This window comes from Jatrophihabitans sp. YIM 134969 (assembly GCF_054456675.1).
This window is the reverse complement of sequence record NZ_JBTJEQ010000009.1, coordinates 60,118-77,956: the sequence shown is the minus strand read 5'-3', so window position 1 is coordinate 77,956 and position 17,839 is coordinate 60,118. Positions and strand designations below refer to the sequence as shown.

General features: G+C 73.4%; 16 protein-coding genes. 10 read left to right on the top strand and 6 right to left on the bottom strand.

What is annotated here, in order from left to right:
• Positions 1 to 87: 87 nt before the first annotated feature.
• Together ACXR2U_RS07165 and ACXR2U_RS07160 are read left to right on the top strand one after the other, a co-directional pair.
• Positions 88 to 1,284 carry an acyl-CoA dehydrogenase family protein gene (locus ACXR2U_RS07165; protein WP_458824270.1) on the top strand — a complete coding sequence of 399 codons (1,197 nt, stop codon included), beginning with the start codon at positions 88 to 90 and terminating at the stop codon, positions 1,282 to 1,284.
• A 14-nt stretch (positions 1,285 to 1,298) separates the two neighbouring features.
• The gene (locus ACXR2U_RS07160) at positions 1,299 to 2,420 is read left to right on the top strand and encodes an acyl-CoA dehydrogenase family protein (protein ID WP_458824269.1); all 1,122 of its coding nucleotides are present in this window, start codon (positions 1,299 to 1,301) and stop codon (positions 2,418 to 2,420) included.
• A 3-nt stretch (positions 2,421 to 2,423) separates the two neighbouring features.
• On the opposite strand, the gene ACXR2U_RS07155 is transcribed toward ACXR2U_RS07160, so the two are convergent.
• On the bottom strand, positions 2,424 to 2,939 hold the full coding sequence (locus tag ACXR2U_RS07155) for a winged helix-turn-helix transcriptional regulator (RefSeq protein ID WP_458824268.1): 516 nt from the start codon (positions 2,937 to 2,939) through the stop codon (positions 2,424 to 2,426).
• A 58-nt stretch (positions 2,940 to 2,997) separates the two neighbouring features.
• Between ACXR2U_RS07155 and ACXR2U_RS07150 the strand changes: the two genes are divergently transcribed.
• Together ACXR2U_RS07150 and ACXR2U_RS07145 are read left to right on the top strand one after the other, a co-directional pair.
• Positions 2,998 to 4,380 (top strand): MFS transporter, encoded by a 1,383-nt coding sequence (locus ACXR2U_RS07150; protein ID WP_458824267.1) that lies wholly within the window; start codon positions 2,998 to 3,000, stop codon positions 4,378 to 4,380.
• Positions 4,377 to 5,078, top strand: coding sequence for a GNAT family N-acetyltransferase (locus ACXR2U_RS07145; RefSeq protein WP_458824266.1), 702 nt, complete (start codon positions 4,377 to 4,379; stop codon positions 5,076 to 5,078). The genes ACXR2U_RS07150 and ACXR2U_RS07145 overlap by 4 nt, the downstream gene beginning before the upstream one ends.
• Positions 5,079 to 5,102: 24 nt before the next feature.
• Here ACXR2U_RS07145 and ACXR2U_RS07140 read toward each other — a convergent pair whose 3' ends face one another.
• Complete coding sequence (locus tag ACXR2U_RS07140; RefSeq protein WP_458824265.1) at positions 5,103 to 5,237, bottom strand: hypothetical protein; 135 nt, start codon at positions 5,235 to 5,237, stop codon at positions 5,103 to 5,105.
• 82 nt (positions 5,238 to 5,319) lie between these two features.
• Between ACXR2U_RS07140 and ACXR2U_RS07135 the strand changes: the two genes are divergently transcribed.
• The gene (locus ACXR2U_RS07135) at positions 5,320 to 6,282 is read left to right on the top strand and encodes a helix-turn-helix domain-containing protein (RefSeq protein WP_458824264.1); all 963 of its coding nucleotides are present in this window, start codon (positions 5,320 to 5,322) and stop codon (positions 6,280 to 6,282) included.
• Between the two features lie 16 nt (positions 6,283 to 6,298).
• Here ACXR2U_RS07135 and ACXR2U_RS07130 read toward each other — a convergent pair whose 3' ends face one another.
• Positions 6,299 to 6,733 (bottom strand): MarR family winged helix-turn-helix transcriptional regulator, encoded by a 435-nt coding sequence (locus ACXR2U_RS07130; RefSeq protein WP_458824263.1) that lies wholly within the window; start codon positions 6,731 to 6,733, stop codon positions 6,299 to 6,301.
• A gap of 62 nt (positions 6,734 to 6,795) precedes the next feature.
• Between ACXR2U_RS07130 and ACXR2U_RS07125 the strand changes: the two genes are divergently transcribed.
• On the top strand, positions 6,796 to 7,164 hold the full coding sequence (locus tag ACXR2U_RS07125; protein ID WP_458824262.1) for a VOC family protein: 369 nt from the start codon (positions 6,796 to 6,798) through the stop codon (positions 7,162 to 7,164).
• 153 nt (positions 7,165 to 7,317) lie between these two features.
• On the opposite strand, the gene ACXR2U_RS07120 is transcribed toward ACXR2U_RS07125, so the two are convergent.
• Positions 7,318 to 7,899 carry a VanZ family protein gene (locus ACXR2U_RS07120; protein ID WP_458824261.1) on the bottom strand — a complete coding sequence of 194 codons (582 nt, stop codon included), beginning with the start codon at positions 7,897 to 7,899 and terminating at the stop codon, positions 7,318 to 7,320.
• Between the two features lie 66 nt (positions 7,900 to 7,965).
• On the opposite strand from ACXR2U_RS07120, the gene ACXR2U_RS07115 reads away from it, so the two are divergent.
• A complete protein-coding gene (locus ACXR2U_RS07115; protein ID WP_458824260.1) occupies positions 7,966 to 8,265 on the top strand; it encodes an MGMT family protein in 300 nt (99 codons plus the stop codon).
• Here ACXR2U_RS07115 and ACXR2U_RS07110 read toward each other — a convergent pair.
• Positions 8,252 to 9,106 (bottom strand): class I SAM-dependent methyltransferase, encoded by an 855-nt coding sequence (locus ACXR2U_RS07110; RefSeq protein ID WP_458824259.1) that lies wholly within the window; start codon positions 9,104 to 9,106, stop codon positions 8,252 to 8,254. The two genes, ACXR2U_RS07115 and ACXR2U_RS07110, sit on opposite strands and share 14 nt — an antisense overlap.
• A 126-nt stretch (positions 9,107 to 9,232) precedes the next feature.
• Here ACXR2U_RS07110 and ACXR2U_RS07105 point away from each other — a divergent pair, with 126 nt between their 5' ends.
• The 3 genes from ACXR2U_RS07105 to ACXR2U_RS07095 all read left to right on the top strand — a co-directional run bounded on the left by ACXR2U_RS07105 (position 9,233) and on the right by ACXR2U_RS07095 (position 16,793).
• Positions 9,233 to 12,448, top strand: a complete 3,216-nt coding sequence (locus tag ACXR2U_RS07105; RefSeq protein WP_458824258.1) for an ATP-dependent helicase — start codon at positions 9,233 to 9,235, stop codon at positions 12,446 to 12,448.
• Complete coding sequence (locus ACXR2U_RS07100; protein ID WP_458824257.1) at positions 12,445 to 15,735, top strand: UvrD-helicase domain-containing protein; 3,291 nt, start codon at positions 12,445 to 12,447, stop codon at positions 15,733 to 15,735. The genes ACXR2U_RS07105 and ACXR2U_RS07100 overlap by 4 nt, the downstream gene beginning before the upstream one ends.
• A gap of 104 nt (positions 15,736 to 15,839) precedes the next feature.
• Positions 15,840 to 16,793: a sulfotransferase family protein gene (locus tag ACXR2U_RS07095; RefSeq protein WP_458824256.1), complete on the top strand. Its 954-nt coding sequence runs from the start codon at positions 15,840 to 15,842 to the stop codon at positions 16,791 to 16,793.
• Here the strand turns inward: ACXR2U_RS07095 and ACXR2U_RS07090 are convergent.
• Positions 16,736 to 17,683: a hypothetical protein gene (locus ACXR2U_RS07090; RefSeq protein ID WP_458824255.1), complete on the bottom strand. Its 948-nt coding sequence runs from the start codon at positions 17,681 to 17,683 to the stop codon at positions 16,736 to 16,738. The two genes, ACXR2U_RS07095 and ACXR2U_RS07090, sit on opposite strands and share 58 nt — an antisense overlap.
• Positions 17,684 to 17,839 lie beyond the last annotated feature (156 nt).

Below are 17,839 nucleotides of genomic sequence, written 5' to 3'. Positions count from 1 at the left end.
CCCCGTCACGGCGCGATCGCGGCCCGCGCCACCTATGGTGGGGCCGACAGCAGTGACCAGCAGGGCAGACCGGCCGAGGAGGCACGCGTGGACATCGCGCTCGACGAGGAAGACCTGGCGTTCGCCGAACGCATGCGGGAGTTCTTCACCACCGAGATCCCGGCCGAGATCCGCGCGAAGGGCGCCCGGGGCGAGCACTTCACCGGGGAGGACATGCGCACCTCGCAGCGGATCCTCAACGCGCACGGTCTCGCCGTGCCGCACTGGCCGAAGGAGTGGGGTGGCCAGGACTGGACGCCGGTCCAGCGCCACCTCTACGCGGAACAGATGGCCCTCGCGCACGTCCCGCCGACGATCCCGTTCAACACCGCGATGGTGGGGCCGGTCATCGCCACGTTCGGCAGCGAGCAGCAGAAGGAACGGTTCCTGCCGGCCACGGCCAACGCCGACATCTGGTGGTCCCAGGGTTTCTCCGAGCCCAACGCGGGTTCGGACCTCGCGAGTCTCAAGACCGCCGCGGTCCGCGACGGTGACGAGTTCGTGGTCAACGGCCAGAAGACCTGGACCACGCTGGCCCAGTACGCCGACTGGATCTTCTGCCTGGTCCGCACCGATCCGGGCGCGAAGAAGCAGCAGGGCATCTCCTTCCTGCTCATCGACCAGAACTCACCGGGCGTGACGGTGCGACCCATCCACCTCATCGACGGTGGCTACGAGGTCAACGAGGTCTTCTTCGACGACGTCCGGGTCCCCGCCGACCAACTGGTCGGCGAGGAGAACCACGGCTGGGACTACGCCAAGTTCCTGCTCGGCAACGAGCGGACCAACATCGCCGGTGTCGGGGGCATCAAGGCCCGGGTCCTCCGGATCAAGGAGGTGGCGGCGGCCACCGCGTCGAGCGCGGGCAGCGTGCTCGACGAGCCCTTGTTCCGGGCCCGGCTCACCACGCTCGAGGTGGAACTGACCGCGCTGGAGATGTCGGTGATGCGGGTGCTCTCCCGCGAGGCGAAGGTCGGCCACGGCAAGCCCGACCCGTTGTCGTCGGTGCTGAAGATCAAGGGCTCCGAGCTGCAGCAGCGCGCCACCGAGCTGCTGGTCGACGTCGTCGGCCCGGCGGGTGTCGCGTACCGCGAGAGCGCCGCGGGGGACGACGGTTTCGCCGCCATCAGCGATGCCGCGGTCGAGGCCATGCCCGCCTACTTCAACACCCGCAAGACGACGATCTACGGCGGCAGCAACGAGGTCCAACGCAGCATCATCGCCAAGGCGATCCTGAAGCTCTGACGGAGGAGACGACCATGGACCTCGACCCCACCGAGGAACAGCAGGCGCTCGCGGAGGCGGTCGGCGACCTGCTCGAGAAGCGGTACGAACCCCGTACGCGGCTGGAGTTGCTGGACTCCGAGCGCGGCTGGAGCGAGACGCTCTGGCGCCAGTACGCCGACATGGGCCTGCTCGGCCTCACCGTCGACGAGCAGTACGGCGGCGCCGGGATGGGCACGGCCGAACTCGCCACCGTCGTCGAGCAGTTCGGGCGGGCGCTCGTGCTCGAGCCGTTCCTCGCGACCGTGGTGCTCGGCAGTTCGTTGGTCGCGGCCGTCGGCACCGCAGAGCAGCAGGCCGAGATCCTGCCGGCCGTCGCGGGCGGAACGCTGCTGCTGGCTTTCGCGTGGGCCGAGCCGGGCGCACGGTGGTCGACCGCGGCCCGGGGTGTCACGGCTTCCGAGCAGGGCGGTGGTTGGACCCTGCGCGGCGAGAAGACCGACGTGCTCGGCGGCGACACGGCCGACCGGCTCGTGGTGTCGGCCGCGCTGCCCGACGGCGGGACGGGGTTGTTCCTCGTCGACGCCGCGGACGTCACCCGGTCCGCGCACCCGCAGCAGGACGGGCTGCGCGCGGCCGACATCCGGTTCGACGGCACCGCCGCCAGCCCCCTGGGGTCGGCCACCGACGCCACGGCGGCGATCGACGCCGTCGTGGACCTCGCGACGGCGATGCTGTGCGCCGAGGCGGTCGGCGCCATCGACCGGATGCTCTGGTTGACGGTCGACTACCTCAAGACCCGCGTCCAGTTCGGCACGCCGATCTCCGTGTTCCAAGCGCTGCAGTTCCGCGCCGCGGACATGTACGTGTCGCTGGAGCAGGCGCGCAGCATGGCGCTCATGGCCCGGCTGGCGCTCGAGGGTGACGACGCGGCCGAGCGGCGCCGGGCGGTGCGAGCCGCGAAGGTGCAGGTCGACCAGTCGGCCCGGCACGTCGGCCAGGAGGCCGTCCAGTTGCACGGCGGCATCGGGATCACGATGGAGTACCCGGTCGGTCACTACCTCAAGCGCACGGCCGTCATCGCCAAGACCTTCGGTGACACCGACGGATTCCTCGTCGAGGTCGGCACCGGCGAAGGGCTCATCGCCCCGGCGTGAGGCCTACCCGAGGAGAAGTGGCTCGAGCAGGCGGTGCGGCGAGAGCAGGGCGACGCTGACGGCGTCGGTGCGTCGCCGCACCGCCAGGGACTCCGGCGAGGGGCGGATCTCGAGGTCATCGGCAGGGGGAGTGCCACCGCACGTCGGGCACCCGCCGCCCGCGGCCAGGTCGGTCCCGCACCCGACGTGGCGGAACACCCGGGTGCGTGACGACCCGGCGGCACCCCACTCCATGAGCGCGAACAACGCGGGCCACAGCGAGACGCCGCGGGGGGTCAGCAGGTACTCGTCCCGCCCGCGTGTGTAGGGCTCGCGCCGCAGGATGCCGGCGTCGACGAGGTCACGCAGGCGCGACATCAGCACCGCGCGGGGGATGTCGAGGTGGGCCAGGAAGTCGGTGAACCGGCGGACACCGAAGAAGCAGTCGCGCAGCACGAGCATCGTCCAGCGTTCGCCGACGAGTTCCAGGGCGCGCGCCAGTGAGCACTCCTGCCTCGCGTAGCCCTGCCCCAGCGCCATGCGACGACCGTAACACTGCGGTTCAGTCAATGAACCGAGAACGGCTAGGGTGCGGGACATGTCGTCGCGTGCGGTCGTGCCCCTCGCCGTGGCCGGTACCGGGCTGGCGCTCGTCGCGTTCACCGCGCCGCTCGCGAGCCTCACCGTCACCGCGGTCGACCTCGGCGCCGGACCCTCGGCGCAGACCTGGATCCTCTCGTCGATGAGCCTCGGGCTCGCCGCCGCGCTGTTGCTGTCCGGAGCGCTGGGCGACGACCTCGGGCGGCGCCGTGTGTTCGTGCTCGGCGGCGTCGTCGCGGCGCTCGGCGCCGCGCTGTGCGCCGCCGCCCCCGGACCCGTGCTGTTCGTCGTCGGTCGGGTGGTCGAGGGGATCGGTGGTGCGGCCGTGATCGCGTGCAGCCTCGGGCTCATCGGTCACGTCGTGCCCGCCGGACCGGAACGGGCGCGGGCGGCCGGCGCGTGGGGTGCGAGCGTCGGCGCCGGGATCGCCGTCGGCCCGATCCTCGTCGCAGCCTTCGCCGAGTTCGCGAGCTGGCGCCTCGCGTACGTCGTGATCGGTGTCGCCGCGCTGGGCGTGGCGGTCCTCGCGCAGACCCGTCTGGCCGAGTCCCGGGCCGATCAGCCGAAACCCGTCGACCTACTGGGCATGCTGCTGCTCGCCGCGGCGCTGGCCCTGCTGCTCGCGGGCCTGGTCGAGGGTCGGGGCGGCTGGACACGGCCGCAGACGCTCGTGGAGCTGGTCGTGGCCGCGGTGCTCGCGGTCGCGTTCGTCGCCGTGGAGCGACGCCGCGTCTCGCCCATGCTCGACCTCGGGCTGTTCCGCCGCCACGCGTTCCGCGCCGTGACGCTGGCCGCGCTCGTCACCGGTCTGTCGGTCATCGCGTTGATGTCGTACCTGTCGACGTTCCTGCAGCGGGGACTCGGCAGCTCCGGACCGGTCGCCGCGGCGATGATGCTGCTGTGGTCGGTGACCAGCGTGGTGTTCGCGCTGGCGGCGCGGAGGCTGCCAACCCGCTTCGGCGGGTGGCAGCAGATGGTCGCGTCGCTGCTGCTGATCGGAATCGGCGAGTTGCTGCTGGTCTTGGTCGACGTCGGGAGCGGGCTCCTCGTGTTCGTGCCCGGTCTGCTGCTCGCCGGTGCCGGCAGTGGTGTCCTCAACGCCGCGCTCGGACGGGAGGCGGTCGCGAGCGTTCCGCCGGACCGCTCCGCCATGGGCAGCGGTGCCAACAACACCGCGCGTTACCTCGGGTCCGCGGTCGGGGTGACCGTCGTGGTGACGGTCGTCGCGGCCGGCTCCGGCGCGACACCCGCCGCGGCCCTGGTCGACGGCTGGGACCACGCCGCGCTCGTCACGGCCCTGCTCTCGTTCGCCGGGGCGATCGTGGTGGCCCTGCGCCGACGGGACCGGGCCGTGGCTCCGGCGCCGGTGGCGGCGCCGTGACCACCTCGGTCGACGACGCGGCGCTCGTCCACCCGGTCTGGTCGTCACTCACCGGTCCGCACGCGGGGTTCGCCCGGGTGCGCGGCGCCGCGCGCCGGTACCCGGGAGCGGTGAGCGTGCTCGCCGCCGTGGCACCTGACGCCGGCCCCGAGGTCTGGGCGGACCTACGCACCCTGCAACAGTCCGACGAACGCACGGTCCTGTTCGGCCCGGAACCCTGGGGCGCGCACCCGCCGCCGGGCTGGCGCATCGACCGCGAGTTCCACGGCCTGCAGCTGGCGGCAGGTGACGACGTGGCGGGCGGACCCGATCCGGACGCCGTCGCGCTCGGCGAGTCCGACGTCCCTGAGATGCTCGACCTCGTCGCCCGTACCGAACCCGGACCGTTCGGGCCGCAGACCCACCGCATGGGCCACTTCGTCGGCATCCGCGACGCGCGTGACGGCCGGTTGCTGGCCATGGCGGGGGAGCGGCTGCACCCGAGCGGCTGGGTCGAGATCAGTGCAGTGTGCACCGATCCCGCCGCGCGCGGCGTCGGCCTCGGGCGGCGGGTGATCGGCACCGTGGTCGCGGGGATCCGTGACCGTGGCGACCGACCGTTCCTGCACGCCGCCGGCACCAACACCGGTGCGATCAGGCTCTACGAGCACCTCGGGTTCGTCGCCACACGCCGGATGTGGTTCACGGTGCTGGCGTGAACCCGGCGTCGCGCCCGGTGTTCGTCAGCGCCGGGTGCAGCGCGGGGTCATGAGGTCCAACGGCTGCCAGTCACCCCCGTCACGCGAGTCGGTACCGAAGCGCAGCGCGAGCGCCCCGAAGGCGGCGAACACCAGGAAGACGACCAGGACGATGACCATGCCGTCATCGTCGATCTCACGCTGCGCCGGTCACCAGTGGCAGAACTGCCCGGCGTCGGGCATTTCCTGCCACACTGTCGGCATGCTGCGCAACGTGGTCGCGCTCGTCGGTTCGTTCGTCCACCCCTTCGAACTGGGCGTGGTCTGCGAGGTCTTCGGGCTCGACCGGTCCGAGGACGGTCTGCCCGTGTACGACTTCGCGGTGTGCACGGCCGAGCCCGGGATGGTCGCCACCCACGCCGGGTTCTCGATCGAGGTGACCGAGGGTCTCGACCGTGTGGCCGCGGCCGATCTCGTCACGATCCCTGCCTGGTCGAGCCAGGACCTGCCGCCGCCGCCCGAGGTGGTCGAGGCGTTGCGGGCCGCGGTCGCCCGGGGCGCCCGGATCCTGACCGTCTGCTCCGGGGTGTTCCTGCTCGCCGCGAGCGGGCTGGTCGACGGCCGTCGGGTCACCGTGCACTGGCGCCACGCCGCCGACCTCCACGAGGCCTTCCCGGCGCTCGAGATCGACTGCGACGCGCTCTACGTCGTCGACGGCCCGATCGTCACCAGCGCCGGTACCGCCTCCGGGATCGACGCGTGCCTGCACCTGGTGCGCACCGAGCAGGGAGCCGCCGTGGCCAACGCCGTCGCGCGGCGGATGGTGGTGCCGCCCCACCGCACGGGTGGGCAGGCGCAGTACATCGAGGCGCCGGTCGTCGGGGTCGACGACCGCGACGCCCTCGGCGGGGTCCTGCAGTGGTCGATGGAACGCCTGCACGAGCCGATCGCCGTCGAGGATCTCGCGGCCCGCGCGCTGATGTCACCGCGCACGTTCGCCCGCCGCTTCAAGGACTCCACCGGGACCACGCCGCACCAGTGGTTGCTCGAGCAACGCCTGCTGCGCGCGGAGTCCCTGCTCGAGGAGACCGACCTGCCGATCGAGCAGGTCGCCGAACGGGTCGGCTTCGGCGCGGCCGACACGCTGCGTCACCACTTCGCGCGGCGCCGCGGGGTCGGTCCGCTCGCCTACCGGCGGACCTTCCGGGCGGGCGCGGCGTCGTAGTCCGCAGTCGCGTGCGTCAGCCGGCGTCGAGCCGGTCGGCCGCGGCGTGCAGTGACCGGACCACGGTGGCACTGCGGGCGCCGAAGGCGTCGGTCAGTTCCGCCTCGATCGGCGCGATGACCGCCCTCGCGCGGTGGATCAACCGGGTGCCGCTCGCGGTGAGGCGGGTGGGAACCGCGCGGCCGTCGACGGCCGCGTAGTCACGTCGCACCAACTCCCGCTCCTCGAGTCCGCGCAGCAGGACGTTCATCGACTGCCGCGACACGAACGCCCCCCGGGCCAGTTCGGCGTTCGAGATGCCCGGTCGCTGGGCGAGCAGTTCCAGGCACGAGTACTGGGAGACCGTCACGCCCAGGGGTCGCAGGTCGCGCTCCATGCGGGCGTGCAGGGCAGCCTGCGCCCGCTTGATCGCGTACCCGGCCAGAGCGTCGACGGCGGTCGCTTGACTCATGTCAACATTCTGACATACAGTCAGCAATGTCAGGATGTTGACATCAAGAGCAGGAGCACACCATGACCGTTCACGGACCCGACTTCATCGCCCTGCAGGTGCGCGATCTCGCCGCCGCGGCGTCGTTCTACGAGCAGCACCTGGGCCTACGCCGTGACCCGGCCGGGCCGCCGCACGCCGTGGTCTTCGCGACCCGCCCGGTCGCGTTCGCCCTCCGGGAGCCGCTGCCCGGCGTCGACCTCGCCGCGCTCGAACACCCCGGCACCGGCGTGGTGCTGTGGCTCGCTGCCGACGACGCCGAGGGCCTGCACGACACTCTGCGCGACGCCGGCGTCGAGATCGTCACCCCGCCCGCCGACAGCCCGTTCGGACGCGTGTTCACCTTCCGCGACCCCGACGGGTACGCCGTCACCGTCCACGACGCCGCCTGACCCCGGGAGGCCCGGGGGAGAACCTGCCCGGGGGAGAACCTGGTGAGTGGTCACCTTCCCCCGTGAGTGGGCGGAAACTTCTGACCACTCGACGGGAGAGGCGCCCACTCACCGGTCAGAGGAGGGTGAGGTGAGGCAGGGCGGAACGGATCGTCAGACGCGGCTGAGGCGGTCCGGCGTGGGGCGGCTGCGCGCGCGGGGTGACCGCACGGCGGCCGCGACCCCGAGGACGACCGCCGCCAGTGCCGCGCCGAGGGCCGCACCCAGGCTGTTGGCCACGACGTCGTCGAACGAGCCGATGCGGGTGGTGAGCGTCGACTGCCAGCACTCGATCGCGAACGACAGACCCGCGAGACCGACGGCCGCGAGCACCGGCCGACGCAGCAGCAGGGCCAGGAACAGACCGGCCGGCAGGAACAGCGCGACGTTGGCCGGGCCGTCGCTGTTGCGGAACCACCCGGTCAGGGCCGAGCGGTGCGGTTGGACGTTCGTGACGATGCTGTGCAGGGCACCGGTCTCGAAGCCCAGGTTGCTCCAGCCCCCGAACGGGGTGATGGTGAGCCCGACCGCCACCGCGAGCGCCACACCGGTCGCCGCGGCGAGCAGTCGTCGTCGGGGCAGCACCAGTGCGAGCAGGACGCCGGCGGCGGCGAGGAGCAGCACGGTCGGCAGCGCCGAGAAGTCGTGCACCAACAGACGTTCGGGGTGGACGAGCAGGGAACGGCTGTACGGCATCGCTCCAGTGGACCGGAGCGGGCCGTGAGGGACCTGAGCGGCTCAGCCGGTCGCTACCGTGCCGGGGTGGCCCGCCTGTCCGAGGACGACGTCCTCGAGTTCGTCGAGACCGTCCCCCGTGGGCGGGTCGTGACGTACGGCGACATCGGCGACCACCTCGGTGACCGCGGGCCGCGGGCGGTGGCCCGGGCGCTGTCGCAGCACGGCGGCGCGGTGCCGTGGTGGCGGGTGGTGCGGGCCGACGGCAGTTGCGCCGAACCCGTCCGTACCCGCCAACTCGAGCACCTGCGCTCGGAGGGGGTGCCGTTCCGCGGCGACCGCGTCGACCTCACGGCGGCGCGGTGGGACGGCTTCAGCCCGGCTTGACCGCCTGCAGGGTGTACGTCAACGGCACCCGCTCGCGTCCCTCCTTCAGGAACCACTCGTCGAGCTCGTCGTCCTTGACCATCTGGCCGGGCAGCGGCTCCCACGGGACGCTGTCGTGCTCCTCCAGCATCGTGAGCTGCAGACCGGCGTCGAGCAGGGCGGTGACGATCTCACCGAAGCCGTGGTTCCAGCTCATGGACCGGGTGTGCTGCAGGTCGCGGTCGACCTCGACGTAGCTCCCCGGTTCGTCCCAGACCAGCGGCTCGCGCTGGTGGAAGTAGGGGTAGCGCAGGACGAGCAGGTCGTCGTCGCGGCTGTCCTCCACGGCCCACATGGCGGGGTGGCCCTCCCGTAGGAACAGCCGACCGCCCGGCGTGAGCAGGTCCGCCACCACCCGGGCCCAGCGGGTGATGTCCGGCAACCAGCACAACGCGCCGATGCCCGTGAACACCAGGTCGAACGACCCCCGCGGCACCAGGTCGGCGGCGGCGTAGACGTCGCCCTCGACGAACGCGACGTCGGCGCCCGCGTCCGCGGCGATGCGGCGGGCCTCGGCGATCGAGGCACCCGAGAAGTCCAGGCCGGTCATCGAGGCACCGAGCCGGGCGAGCGAGATGGTGTCGGTGCCGATGTGGCACTGCAGGTGGACGCCGGTGAGCCCCCGCAGGTCGCCCAGGCGCGGGACGTCGAACCGGACGACGTCGGACAGGAAGGTGGGGTCCTCCGCGAACTGCTGCACCTTGTAACCCGGGCTCGCGGAGTGCGCCGGTGCCCGCTCGTCCCAGTGGGCCCGGTTGACGTCGCGGTAGTCCTCGGTGGTGGTGGCGGTGTCCTCAGGCATGACGGCAGCGTGACACGGCCCGCTTGTCGGACGCTTGCGTTTTCCCGCCGCAGGCCACGCCGCCGGCCCCGCCGTCCGGCCGAGGCTGCCGCCGGAACTGTCGGAGCCCGGTGATCTGATGAGGACATGACCCGCCCCGCGCTCTCCGCGCCGCGCTACCGGCTGGTGCGCCCGCCGGTGCCGCGCGCCGTCGCGCCGGCGCTCGACGCCGACCAGCGCGCGGTCGTCGAGCACGCGGGCGGGCCGCTGCGGGTGCTCGCCGGGCCCGGCACCGGCAAGACGACGACCCTCGTCGAGGCGGTCGTCGACCGCATCGTCCACCGCGGTGTCCCGGTCGACCAGGTCCTCGTCCTCACCTTCGGCCGCCGCGCCGCGGCCGAACTGCGCGACCGGATCACCGCACGGCTGGGCCGCACGGTCCGCGAACCGGTCGCCCGCACGATCCACTCGTACGCGTACGGCATCCTGCGTCTGGCCGCACTGCGGGCGTCGCGCACCGGCGACCCCGTGCCGTCGCCCCGGCTGCTGCTCGCGTCCGAGCAGGACGTCTTCCTCCGCGAGCTCCTGGTCTCCCCGGAGGTGCCCGTCGGCTGGCCCGCCGACCTGCTGCCCGCCGTCACCACCACCGGCTTCGCGGGCGAGCTGCGGGACTTCTTCGCCCGGGCCGCCGAGCGTGGCCTCGACGCGGTCGAGCTGGACCTCCTCGGTCGCACCCACGGGCGTGCCGACTGGCGGGCCGCCGCCCGCCTGTACCAGCAGTACCGCGACGTCACGGCCCTGCAGCGGCCGGGCGTCTTCGACAGCGGCGAGCTGGTGAGCTCGGCGATCGACGCGCTCGAGTCCGACCGGAAGCTGCTCACCGAGGAGCGGGCGCGGCGCCGCCACGTGTTCGTCGACGAGTACCAGGACGTCGACCCGTCGCAGGCCCGGCTCCTGCGCCTGCTCGCCGGCGGTGCCGCCGAGTTCGTGGTCGTCGGCGATCCCGACCAGTCCATCTACGCGTTCCGCGGCAGCGAACCGCGGGCCCTCGCGGACTTCGCCATCGACCTCGGCCAGATCGTCGACGACGTCGCGCTGCGCACCAGCCGGCGGGCGGGCAGCACCCTGCTCGCGGGCAGCCGCCGGGTCGCGCGTGCGCTCGGCCACGACTCCCCGCACCACGCGCTGGTCGCCGCGCCGGGCGTACCGCCGGGGGAGACCTCCGTGCGTGTCTACCGCTCCGGTGCCGACGAAGCCGCCGCGGTGGCCGCCGAGTTCCGCCGCGCCCACCTCGACCACGGTGTGCCCTGGTCGCGCATGGCGGTGTTGACGCGCTCGGTCGCGAACTCCGGCCCGGTGCTGCGGCGCGCGCTCGTCACGGCGGGCGTCCCGGTCGAGGTCGTCGGCGACGACACCCCGCTCGCCGAGGCGGGGGTCGTCGACGCGCTGCTCACCGCCCTGGAGTACGTCACCGCCGAGGGCCGGGCCGACGACGCTTCCGACGATCCCGCGAACGCCTCGGCCGGTGCGCCCGGGTGGCTCGCCGCGGCCGACTCCACCGTCGAGTCCCTGCTGCTCGGTCCGCTCGCCCGGGCCGACGTGCTGGCCGTCCGGCGGTTGCGGCGTTGGCTCGCCCGTTCCGCGGGCACCCGGCCGGACGACCTGCCGCCCGGGCACCTGGCGATGCTGGTCGACCGCCCCGAGTACGCCCGGCAGGTGCCGTTCGGGGCGCAGCGTCCCGTGGCCGCCCTCGCCGCGGTGCTCGCCGCCGGCCGGGCCGCGGGCCTCGATCTCGAGTCCGTGCTCTGGGCGCTCTGGGAGGCCAGTGGGCTCTCGGGTCGGTGGGAACGGCAGAGCGTGTCCGGTGGCCTCGCGGGCCAGGCCGCCGACCGTGAGCTGGACGCCGTGGTCGAACTGTTCGACGCCGCCGCGCGGTACACCGACGCCATCGACGCCGGCACCGTGGGTGGGTTCCTGGAGAGCGTCCGCGCCCAACTGCTGCCCGTGCACCGCCCGGCCGGTGCGAACCCCGACGTCGTCCGCCTGCTCACCGCCCACGCCGCGAAGGGGCTGGAGTGGGACCGGGTGTGGGTGGCCGGCGTCCAGGAGGGCGCGTGGCCCGATCTGCGTCGGCGCGGCACGGTGCTCGGCACCGACGTCCTCACCGACATCGTCGCGGGGCAGCACACGGCGAACACCGACCACGTCGCGATCGCCCTCGCCGAGGAACGTCGCCTGTTCTACGTCGCGGTCACGCGCGCCCGGGAACGTCTCGTGGTCTCGGCCGTGGCCGATGCCGAACAGGCACCGTCACGGTTCCTCGCCGAACTCGACCCTCTGCCCGAGCCCGACACCGGCTCCGTCGACGTGCCGGAACGACCCGTGACGGCGCCGCCGCGCGGGTTGCACCTCGCCGCGCTGGTCGCGGAGCTGCGTGCCGTGGTCACCGACCTCGACGCCCCGGACCCCGACCGGGCCGAGGCGGCCGCGGAACTGGCGCGGCTCGCCGCTGCCGGGGTGCCCGGCGCCGACCCGGCGTCGTGGTGGGGCCTCGACCCGCTCTCCACCGACGGCCCGGTGCGCGACCCTGTCGACGGCCCGGTCCGCATCAGCCCGTCGAAGCTCGAGGCGTACCAGCGGTGCCAGCTGCAGGCGTTGCTCGGCGAACTGGGCGCCCGTGACGGTGAACCGTCCACCTCGGCCTCGCTCGGCACCGTCGTCCACGCCGTCGCGTCCCAGGCACCCGATCTCGCCGACGTCCCCGACCTCGAGCGGCGCCTGGACGCCGTGTGGGACCTGCTCGACTTCGACGCGCCCTGGCACGCCCGCGCCACCCGCGGCGCCGCGTCGGAGTTCCTCACCCGCCTCGCCGGGTGGTTCAGCCGCACCCGGTCCGACCTCACGGTGCTCGGCACGGAGATCCCGATGGCCGTCCCGGTCGGCGACGACGCCGAACTGCGCGGGCAGGTCGACCGGCTGGAGCTCGACGCCGAGGGACGCACGGTCGTCGTCGACCTCAAGACCACGTCGTCCAAGCCCAGCAAGGACGAAGTCGCCGCGCACCAGCAGCTGGCCGCGTACCAACTCGCGGTGAGCCTGGGGGCGTTCGACTCCGTCCCGGGCGCCACCCGCGTGCCGGGCGGAGGTCTGCTGGTCCAGCTCAACCCCAAGGTCGGCGGGAAGGAGCCCGAACAGCGGCAGGAACCGCTCACCGACGTCGCCCCCGTGACCGAGGCGGTCACCGGTCTCGCGCGGGTGCTGCGTGGGTCGCGGGTGCTCGCCACCGTCAACGAGGGTTGCGACCGCTGCCCGGTCCGCGACTGCTGCCCGGCGGTCCCCACCGGCCGGCAGGTGACCTCGTGACCGCCGTGCGGGTGGTGTCGGCGCTCGACCTCGCCGAGATCTTCGACCCGGCTTCGCCGAAGCGACCGACCGGGGAACAGCGCGAGATCATCGAGTCACCGCTCGCACCGGCCGCCGTGGTCGCCGGCGCCGGATCCGGCAAGACCGAGACCATGGCCACCCGCGTGGTCTGGCTGGTGGCGAACGGGCTCGTGGCCCCCGAACGCATCCTGGGCCTGACCTTCACCCGCAAGGCCGCAGCGGAACTCGCCGAGCGCGTGCGGCGTCGACTGGCGGCGTGGCGTTCGGTGCAACCCGGCCCGGTGCCGCTCGGCGAACCGACGGTGTCGACCTACGCGGCGTACGCGGGCCAACTGGTCTCCGAACACGCGGTGCGGCTCGGCCGGGAACCGATGGCGCGACTGCTGTCCGCGGCGTCGGACTGGCAGGTCGCGCGCGACGTCGTGGGCCGGTGGGACGGCGTGGCGCCCGAGGCGTTCGGCACTCCCGCCACGGTGGTCAAGCTGCTGATGGCGTTGTCGGGGCGGATGTCGGACCACCTCGTCGACCCCGCCGACGTCGTCCGGATCGGCGCTGACCTCGCTCGTCTCGTCGAGGCGTTGCCGGCGGGGGAGAAGACCCGCAGTCCCTACCCGAAGGGGACCGGTGACATCGCGGGCATCGTCGCCCGCCGGGCGGCGCTCGTGCCGTTGGTCGAGGAGTTCACCCGCGCCAAGGAGGCCGGGCGCGCCCGCGACTTCGCCGACGAGATGACCCTGGCGGCCCGGCTCGCCGCGATCGACGTCGTGCGCGCCGCGGAGCGGGAGCGGTACGGCGCGGTGCTGCTGGACGAGTACCAGGACACCGGGTTCGCGCAGGTCGAGATGCTGCGGCGGCTGTTCGACTCCGGGCACCCCGTGATGGCGGTCGGTGACCCGTTGCAGTCGATCTACGGCTGGCGTGGTGCGAGCACCGGGACGATGACCGGGTTCGCGCCGACGTTCCGGCACGAGGACGACACTCCCGCCACGGTCTTCCGCCTGCAGACCAGTTGGCGCAACGACCGTGCGGTCCTCGACGTCGCGAACCGCATCGCCGGACCGTTGCACGATCCCTCGATCAGCGTCGAGTTGGCCGCGCGTGGCACCGCCGGTCCGGGCACCGTACGGGTGGTCCGCACCGAGTCGGTGCTGGCCGAGGCCGAATGGGTGGCCGAGGCCCTGCAGACCACCTGGGACACCCTGCCCCCGGGCACGCGCACCGCGGCCGTGCTGGTCCGCAAGCGGTCGCAGATCCCGTTGCTGGAGCAGGCGTTGCGGTGGCGCGGGCTGCCGGTCGAGGTCGTCGACCTCGGGGGACTGCTCACCGTCCCGGAGGTCGCCGACGTCTACGCGACCCTGCAGGTGGTGGCCGACCACACGGCCGGCGCCGCGTTGGCACGGTTGCTCACCGGCGCGCGCTGGCGCATCGGTGTGCGCGACCTGCAGGCGCTGCAGCAACGCGCGCGGTGGCTGCTCGCCGACCGGCGGGCACCGGACGCCCCCGTCCATGTCGGTGCGGTCGTCGCCGACGCCGACGCCGGTACCGACAAGGACCCGCTCGGCGAGGCCACGCACCTGGTCGAGGCGCTCGACGACCTCGGACCCGAACAGGCCTACTCGCCGGAGGGTCACCGGCGCCTGGTGGTGCTGCAGGCCGAACTGCGCCGGTTGCGGGCGCGGGCCGCCGCGCCGTTGCCCGAACTGGTCGCCGACATCGAACACACCACCGGTCTCGACGTCGAGGTCGCCGCCCGGCCCGACGTCCACGGCCGGCCCGACCGTGGCCGGGCCCACCTCGACCGCTTCCTCGCCGAGGTCACCCGTTTCGCCGACGAGGTGGACCACGCCACGCTCGCCGGTTTCGTCGCCTTCCTCGCCGCCGCCGAGGAGGAGGAGAACGGCTTGGGGGCCGGCGAGGTCGAGGTCGACCCGGAACGGGTGCAGGTGCTCACGGTCCACGGGTCCAAGGGCCTGGAGTGGGACGTCGTCGCCGTGCCGGGGCTCGTCGAGCAGGTGTTCCCGGGAGCCAAGGTCGACGACGACTGGGTGAAGGCCCCCGCCCACCTGCCCGACTCCCTGCGCGGGGACGCCGACCACATCCCCCACCTCGACCTCTCGAACGTTGCATCGCGCAACGATGTCGGCGACCGTGTCAAGCGCTACCACGACGCCCTGCGTGACCGCCGCCGTGAGGAGGAGCGCCGGCTCGCCTACGTGGCCGTCACCCGCGCCCGGTCCACCCTGCTGGCCTCGGGGTACGTGTGGGACCACACCACGAAACCGCGCGGCGTCTCGGAGTTCCTGGAGGAGATCCGGGCGACGGTCGGCGAGGCCGAGATCTGGTGCGAGGACGCCGACGTCCCGGAGAACCCCGCTGCTGCCCGTGTGGTCGAGACCCACTGGCCGTTCGATCCCCTCGGTCAGCGACGGCCGGCCGTCGAGTCCGGCGCCGCGCTGGTGCGCGCGGCCGTGGCCGCCGCCCGGGCCGGTCGGGCGCCCGCGCCGGTGTCCGACCGCGCGCAGCTCTGGGCGCACGACGCCGACCTGCTGTTGGCCGAACGCGACCGGCTGGCCGAGGGACGCGTGGTCGAGGTCGACATGCCGGCCCACCTGTCGGTGTCGGCGCTGGTCGCGTTGCGCCGCGACCCCGACGCGCTCGCCCGCTCCCTGCGGCGCCGCATGCCGACCCGCCCGAACCTGCGCGCCCGCCGCGGTACCGCCTTCCACCAGTGGCTGGAGCAGCGCTGGTTGCCCAAGGCCGACGCCCTGCTCGACGTCGACGAACTCCCCGGCGCGGCCGACGAGTCCGTGACCACCAGCGGCGCCACCGAGCTCGCCGCGCTGCGGGCGGCCTTCGAGGCCAGCGCGTGGGCCGACCGCGAGCCGCACGCGGTCGAGGTGCCGTTCGAGATGCTGGTCGGAGGTCGGGTCGTGCGAGGGCGGATGGACGCCGTGTTCCTCGAACCGGACGCGACTGGTGCAGGGAGCAACGATCGTTGGCTGGTCGTCGACTGGAAGACCGGCCCGCCGCCCAGCGGTGAGGGCGCGGCTGCCGCCGCCGTCCAGCTCGCGGCCTACCGGCTGGCCTGGGCCGACTTGCAGGGTGTGCCGGTCGAACGGGTCGACGCCGCGTTCCACCACGTCCTCGCCGACGTCACCGTTCGTCCGGCCGACCTGCTCGACGCCGACCAGTTGCACGCCCTGCTCGCCGGTGTCGACGACGGTCCCGACCCGGGGGAGGGGGACCCGCGTGGCGACGTCGGCTGAGGTCCGGCGGCTGGTCGGGGCCGACCCGCGCCCCTGATCCGTTTTCCTACCGATTCACCAGGGTAAGCTCGCAGCGGCTCGTTCCCGTCTCCGAGGTGGTCCGTGTGGCGCTTCCCGACGTCCTCATCATCGGCTCGCCCAAGGCAGGGTCGACCGCGCTGCACGCTGCGCTCGCGCTCCACCCGCAGCTGGCGGCGTCGACCGTGAAGGAGCCGAAGTACTTCCTCTGCGCCGACGCCCCGCCCGACCGCGCCTTCCAGCGCGGACCGGGGGACCGGCACAGCTCCCGTGAGTGGGTGTGGAGGCGGGAGGACTACGAGGCGCTGTTCGACACCGCGCCTGCCGGCACCCTGAGGTTCGAGAGCACCCCGTTCTACCTGTGGGACCGCGCGGCCCACGTGCGGATGGCGCGCGCGGTGCCGGACGCCAAGTTGCTCGCGGTGATCCGCGACCCCGTCGACCGCGCGTTCTCCAACTGGACCCACCTCTGGGCCGACGGCCTCGAACCCGAGGCGGACTTCCTCACGGCGGTCGCGGCGGAGGAGGACCGGGTCGCACGCGGGTGGGCGCCGTTCTGGCGCTACGTCGACCTCGGCCGGTACGGCGGGCAGTTGCGGCACCTGTTCCGGCACTACCCGCCGGCCCAGGTGAAGGTCGTCCGCTACAAGCGGTTGGTCGACGAACCCGTGGAGACCCTCGACGACATCTGCCGGTTCCTCGGTGTCGACACCGGGGTGCTCTCGGAGATCCCGCGGTCCAACCTCGGCCGGTGGGCGCCCGACACCCCGGTGAACAGCGTCCTGCGCCGAGCGGTGCGTGCCGGCGCGAGTGTGGGCCAGTGGGCGCACCCCGGCGTCTGGCGCGCCGCCGAACGCCGCGTGCTGCGGGTGCTGCAGCGTGGCGACGCGCCGCGGCCCACCCTGTCGGCGGCGGACCGCCGGACCCTGCTCCCGCGGTTCGCCGAGGACAACGCCCTGCTGTGCGACCTGCTCGGTGACGACTACGCGGACTGGATGTCCGGCGTCGGTCGCGGGACCTTCACCGTCCGGAGGTCGTGAGCGCCGTCCGGGCCGGTGGTCTCGATGTAGAGGCGCAACCCGTCCGGCTCGGTGACCACGCTCGCGTACCGCAACGCCTTGCCGACCGCGGCGGGCCACGGCCCCTGCACCGAGATCAGCCGCCCGGGGGAGTCGCCGACCGCGACACCGGTGCGTTCGCGCCAGTTCTCCTCGGCGCTGCGGCGGCCGTCGTAGAGCGCCCAGAACCGGCCGTCCTCCCGGACGACGTCGGCGAGCCGGGTGCCGCGGGCGTCCCACGTCTCGGGCACCGGGCCGAGCGCCTCACCCTGCAGGTCCCACGCGAGGCCGTCCTCGCTGGTGGCGTACCAGGTGGTCATCCGGTCCGCGCGATCGTCACCCTCGTCGAGGGGGTGCCGGCACGCCCACATCTGCCAACTGCTGGCTGACGGGGATTCGGCGGTGGTGTGGCCGCTCGCCGGGTGGTGCACCACGACGTCCTTCCAGGCCGTGTCGGCGTCGCCCGGCAGCACCACCGTGCGCGTGCCGGAGGGCAGGCCCGCGACGGTGTCGGCGTCGACGGCCTCCACCCACCAGTGCTTGGAGTTCGGCGTCGAACACGAGACGTAGAGCCGCCACCCGCCGTCCGGTCGCCGCACCAACGCGGGGCGTTCCAGCGAGGCGCACTCGAACTGCGCGGCGGTGACGGTCGCGACCGTCTCGAAGTGCTCGCCGTCCTCGGACCGGGCGACGACGTTGGCGTACCCGCGCCCGCGGTCGACCGGGCGGCGCAGCCGGTAGGCCAGCCAGTACGTGCCGTCCACGTACACCGCGCTCGGGCCGCCGGCCCAGAAACCCTCGCCCGGGCCGGGGGCGTGGACCACGACCGGGGCGTCGTCGACGGTGGTCAGGGCCGCGGCGAAGTCGGTCACGGAACAAACCTATCGACCCGGCCGTTCGGTCATCTGTACGCTGGGGTGTAGCAGCACACCCAGCGGCTGCCGGCCCGCGCCAGCGGGCTGATCGGATCGGCGTGAGATCTGATGTTCACCAGGTCCCCGATCGACTGTCATCTCCCGGCAACACGG

Bases quoted from the DNA above. Each gene is read 5' to 3' on its own strand.
- ACXR2U_RS07150 (WP_458824267.1), top strand. From the start codon at position 2,998: ATGTCGTCGCGTGCGGTCGTGCCCCTCGCCGTGGCCGGTACCGGGCTG.
- ACXR2U_RS07135 (WP_458824264.1), top strand. From the start codon at position 5,320: ATGCTGCGCAACGTGGTCGCGCTCGTCGGTTCGTTCGTCCACCCCTTC.
- ACXR2U_RS07140 (WP_458824265.1), bottom strand. From the start codon at position 5,237: ATGGTCATCGTCCTGGTCGTCTTCCTGGTGTTCGCCGCCTTCGGGGCG.
- ACXR2U_RS07130 (WP_458824263.1), bottom strand. From the start codon at position 6,733: ATGAGTCAAGCGACCGCCGTCGACGCTCTGGCCGGGTACGCGATCAAG.
- ACXR2U_RS07125 (WP_458824262.1), top strand. From the start codon at position 6,796: ATGACCGTTCACGGACCCGACTTCATCGCCCTGCAGGTGCGCGATCTC.
- ACXR2U_RS07160 (WP_458824269.1), top strand. From the start codon at position 1,299: ATGGACCTCGACCCCACCGAGGAACAGCAGGCGCTCGCGGAGGCGGTC.
- ACXR2U_RS07120 (WP_458824261.1), bottom strand. From the start codon at position 7,899: ATGCCGTACAGCCGTTCCCTGCTCGTCCACCCCGAACGTCTGTTGGTG.
- ACXR2U_RS07105 (WP_458824258.1), top strand. From the start codon at position 9,233: ATGACCCGCCCCGCGCTCTCCGCGCCGCGCTACCGGCTGGTGCGCCCG.
- ACXR2U_RS07110 (WP_458824259.1), bottom strand. From the start codon at position 9,106: ATGCCTGAGGACACCGCCACCACCACCGAGGACTACCGCGACGTCAAC.
- ACXR2U_RS07155 (WP_458824268.1), bottom strand. From the start codon at position 2,939: ATGGCGCTGGGGCAGGGCTACGCGAGGCAGGAGTGCTCACTGGCGCGC.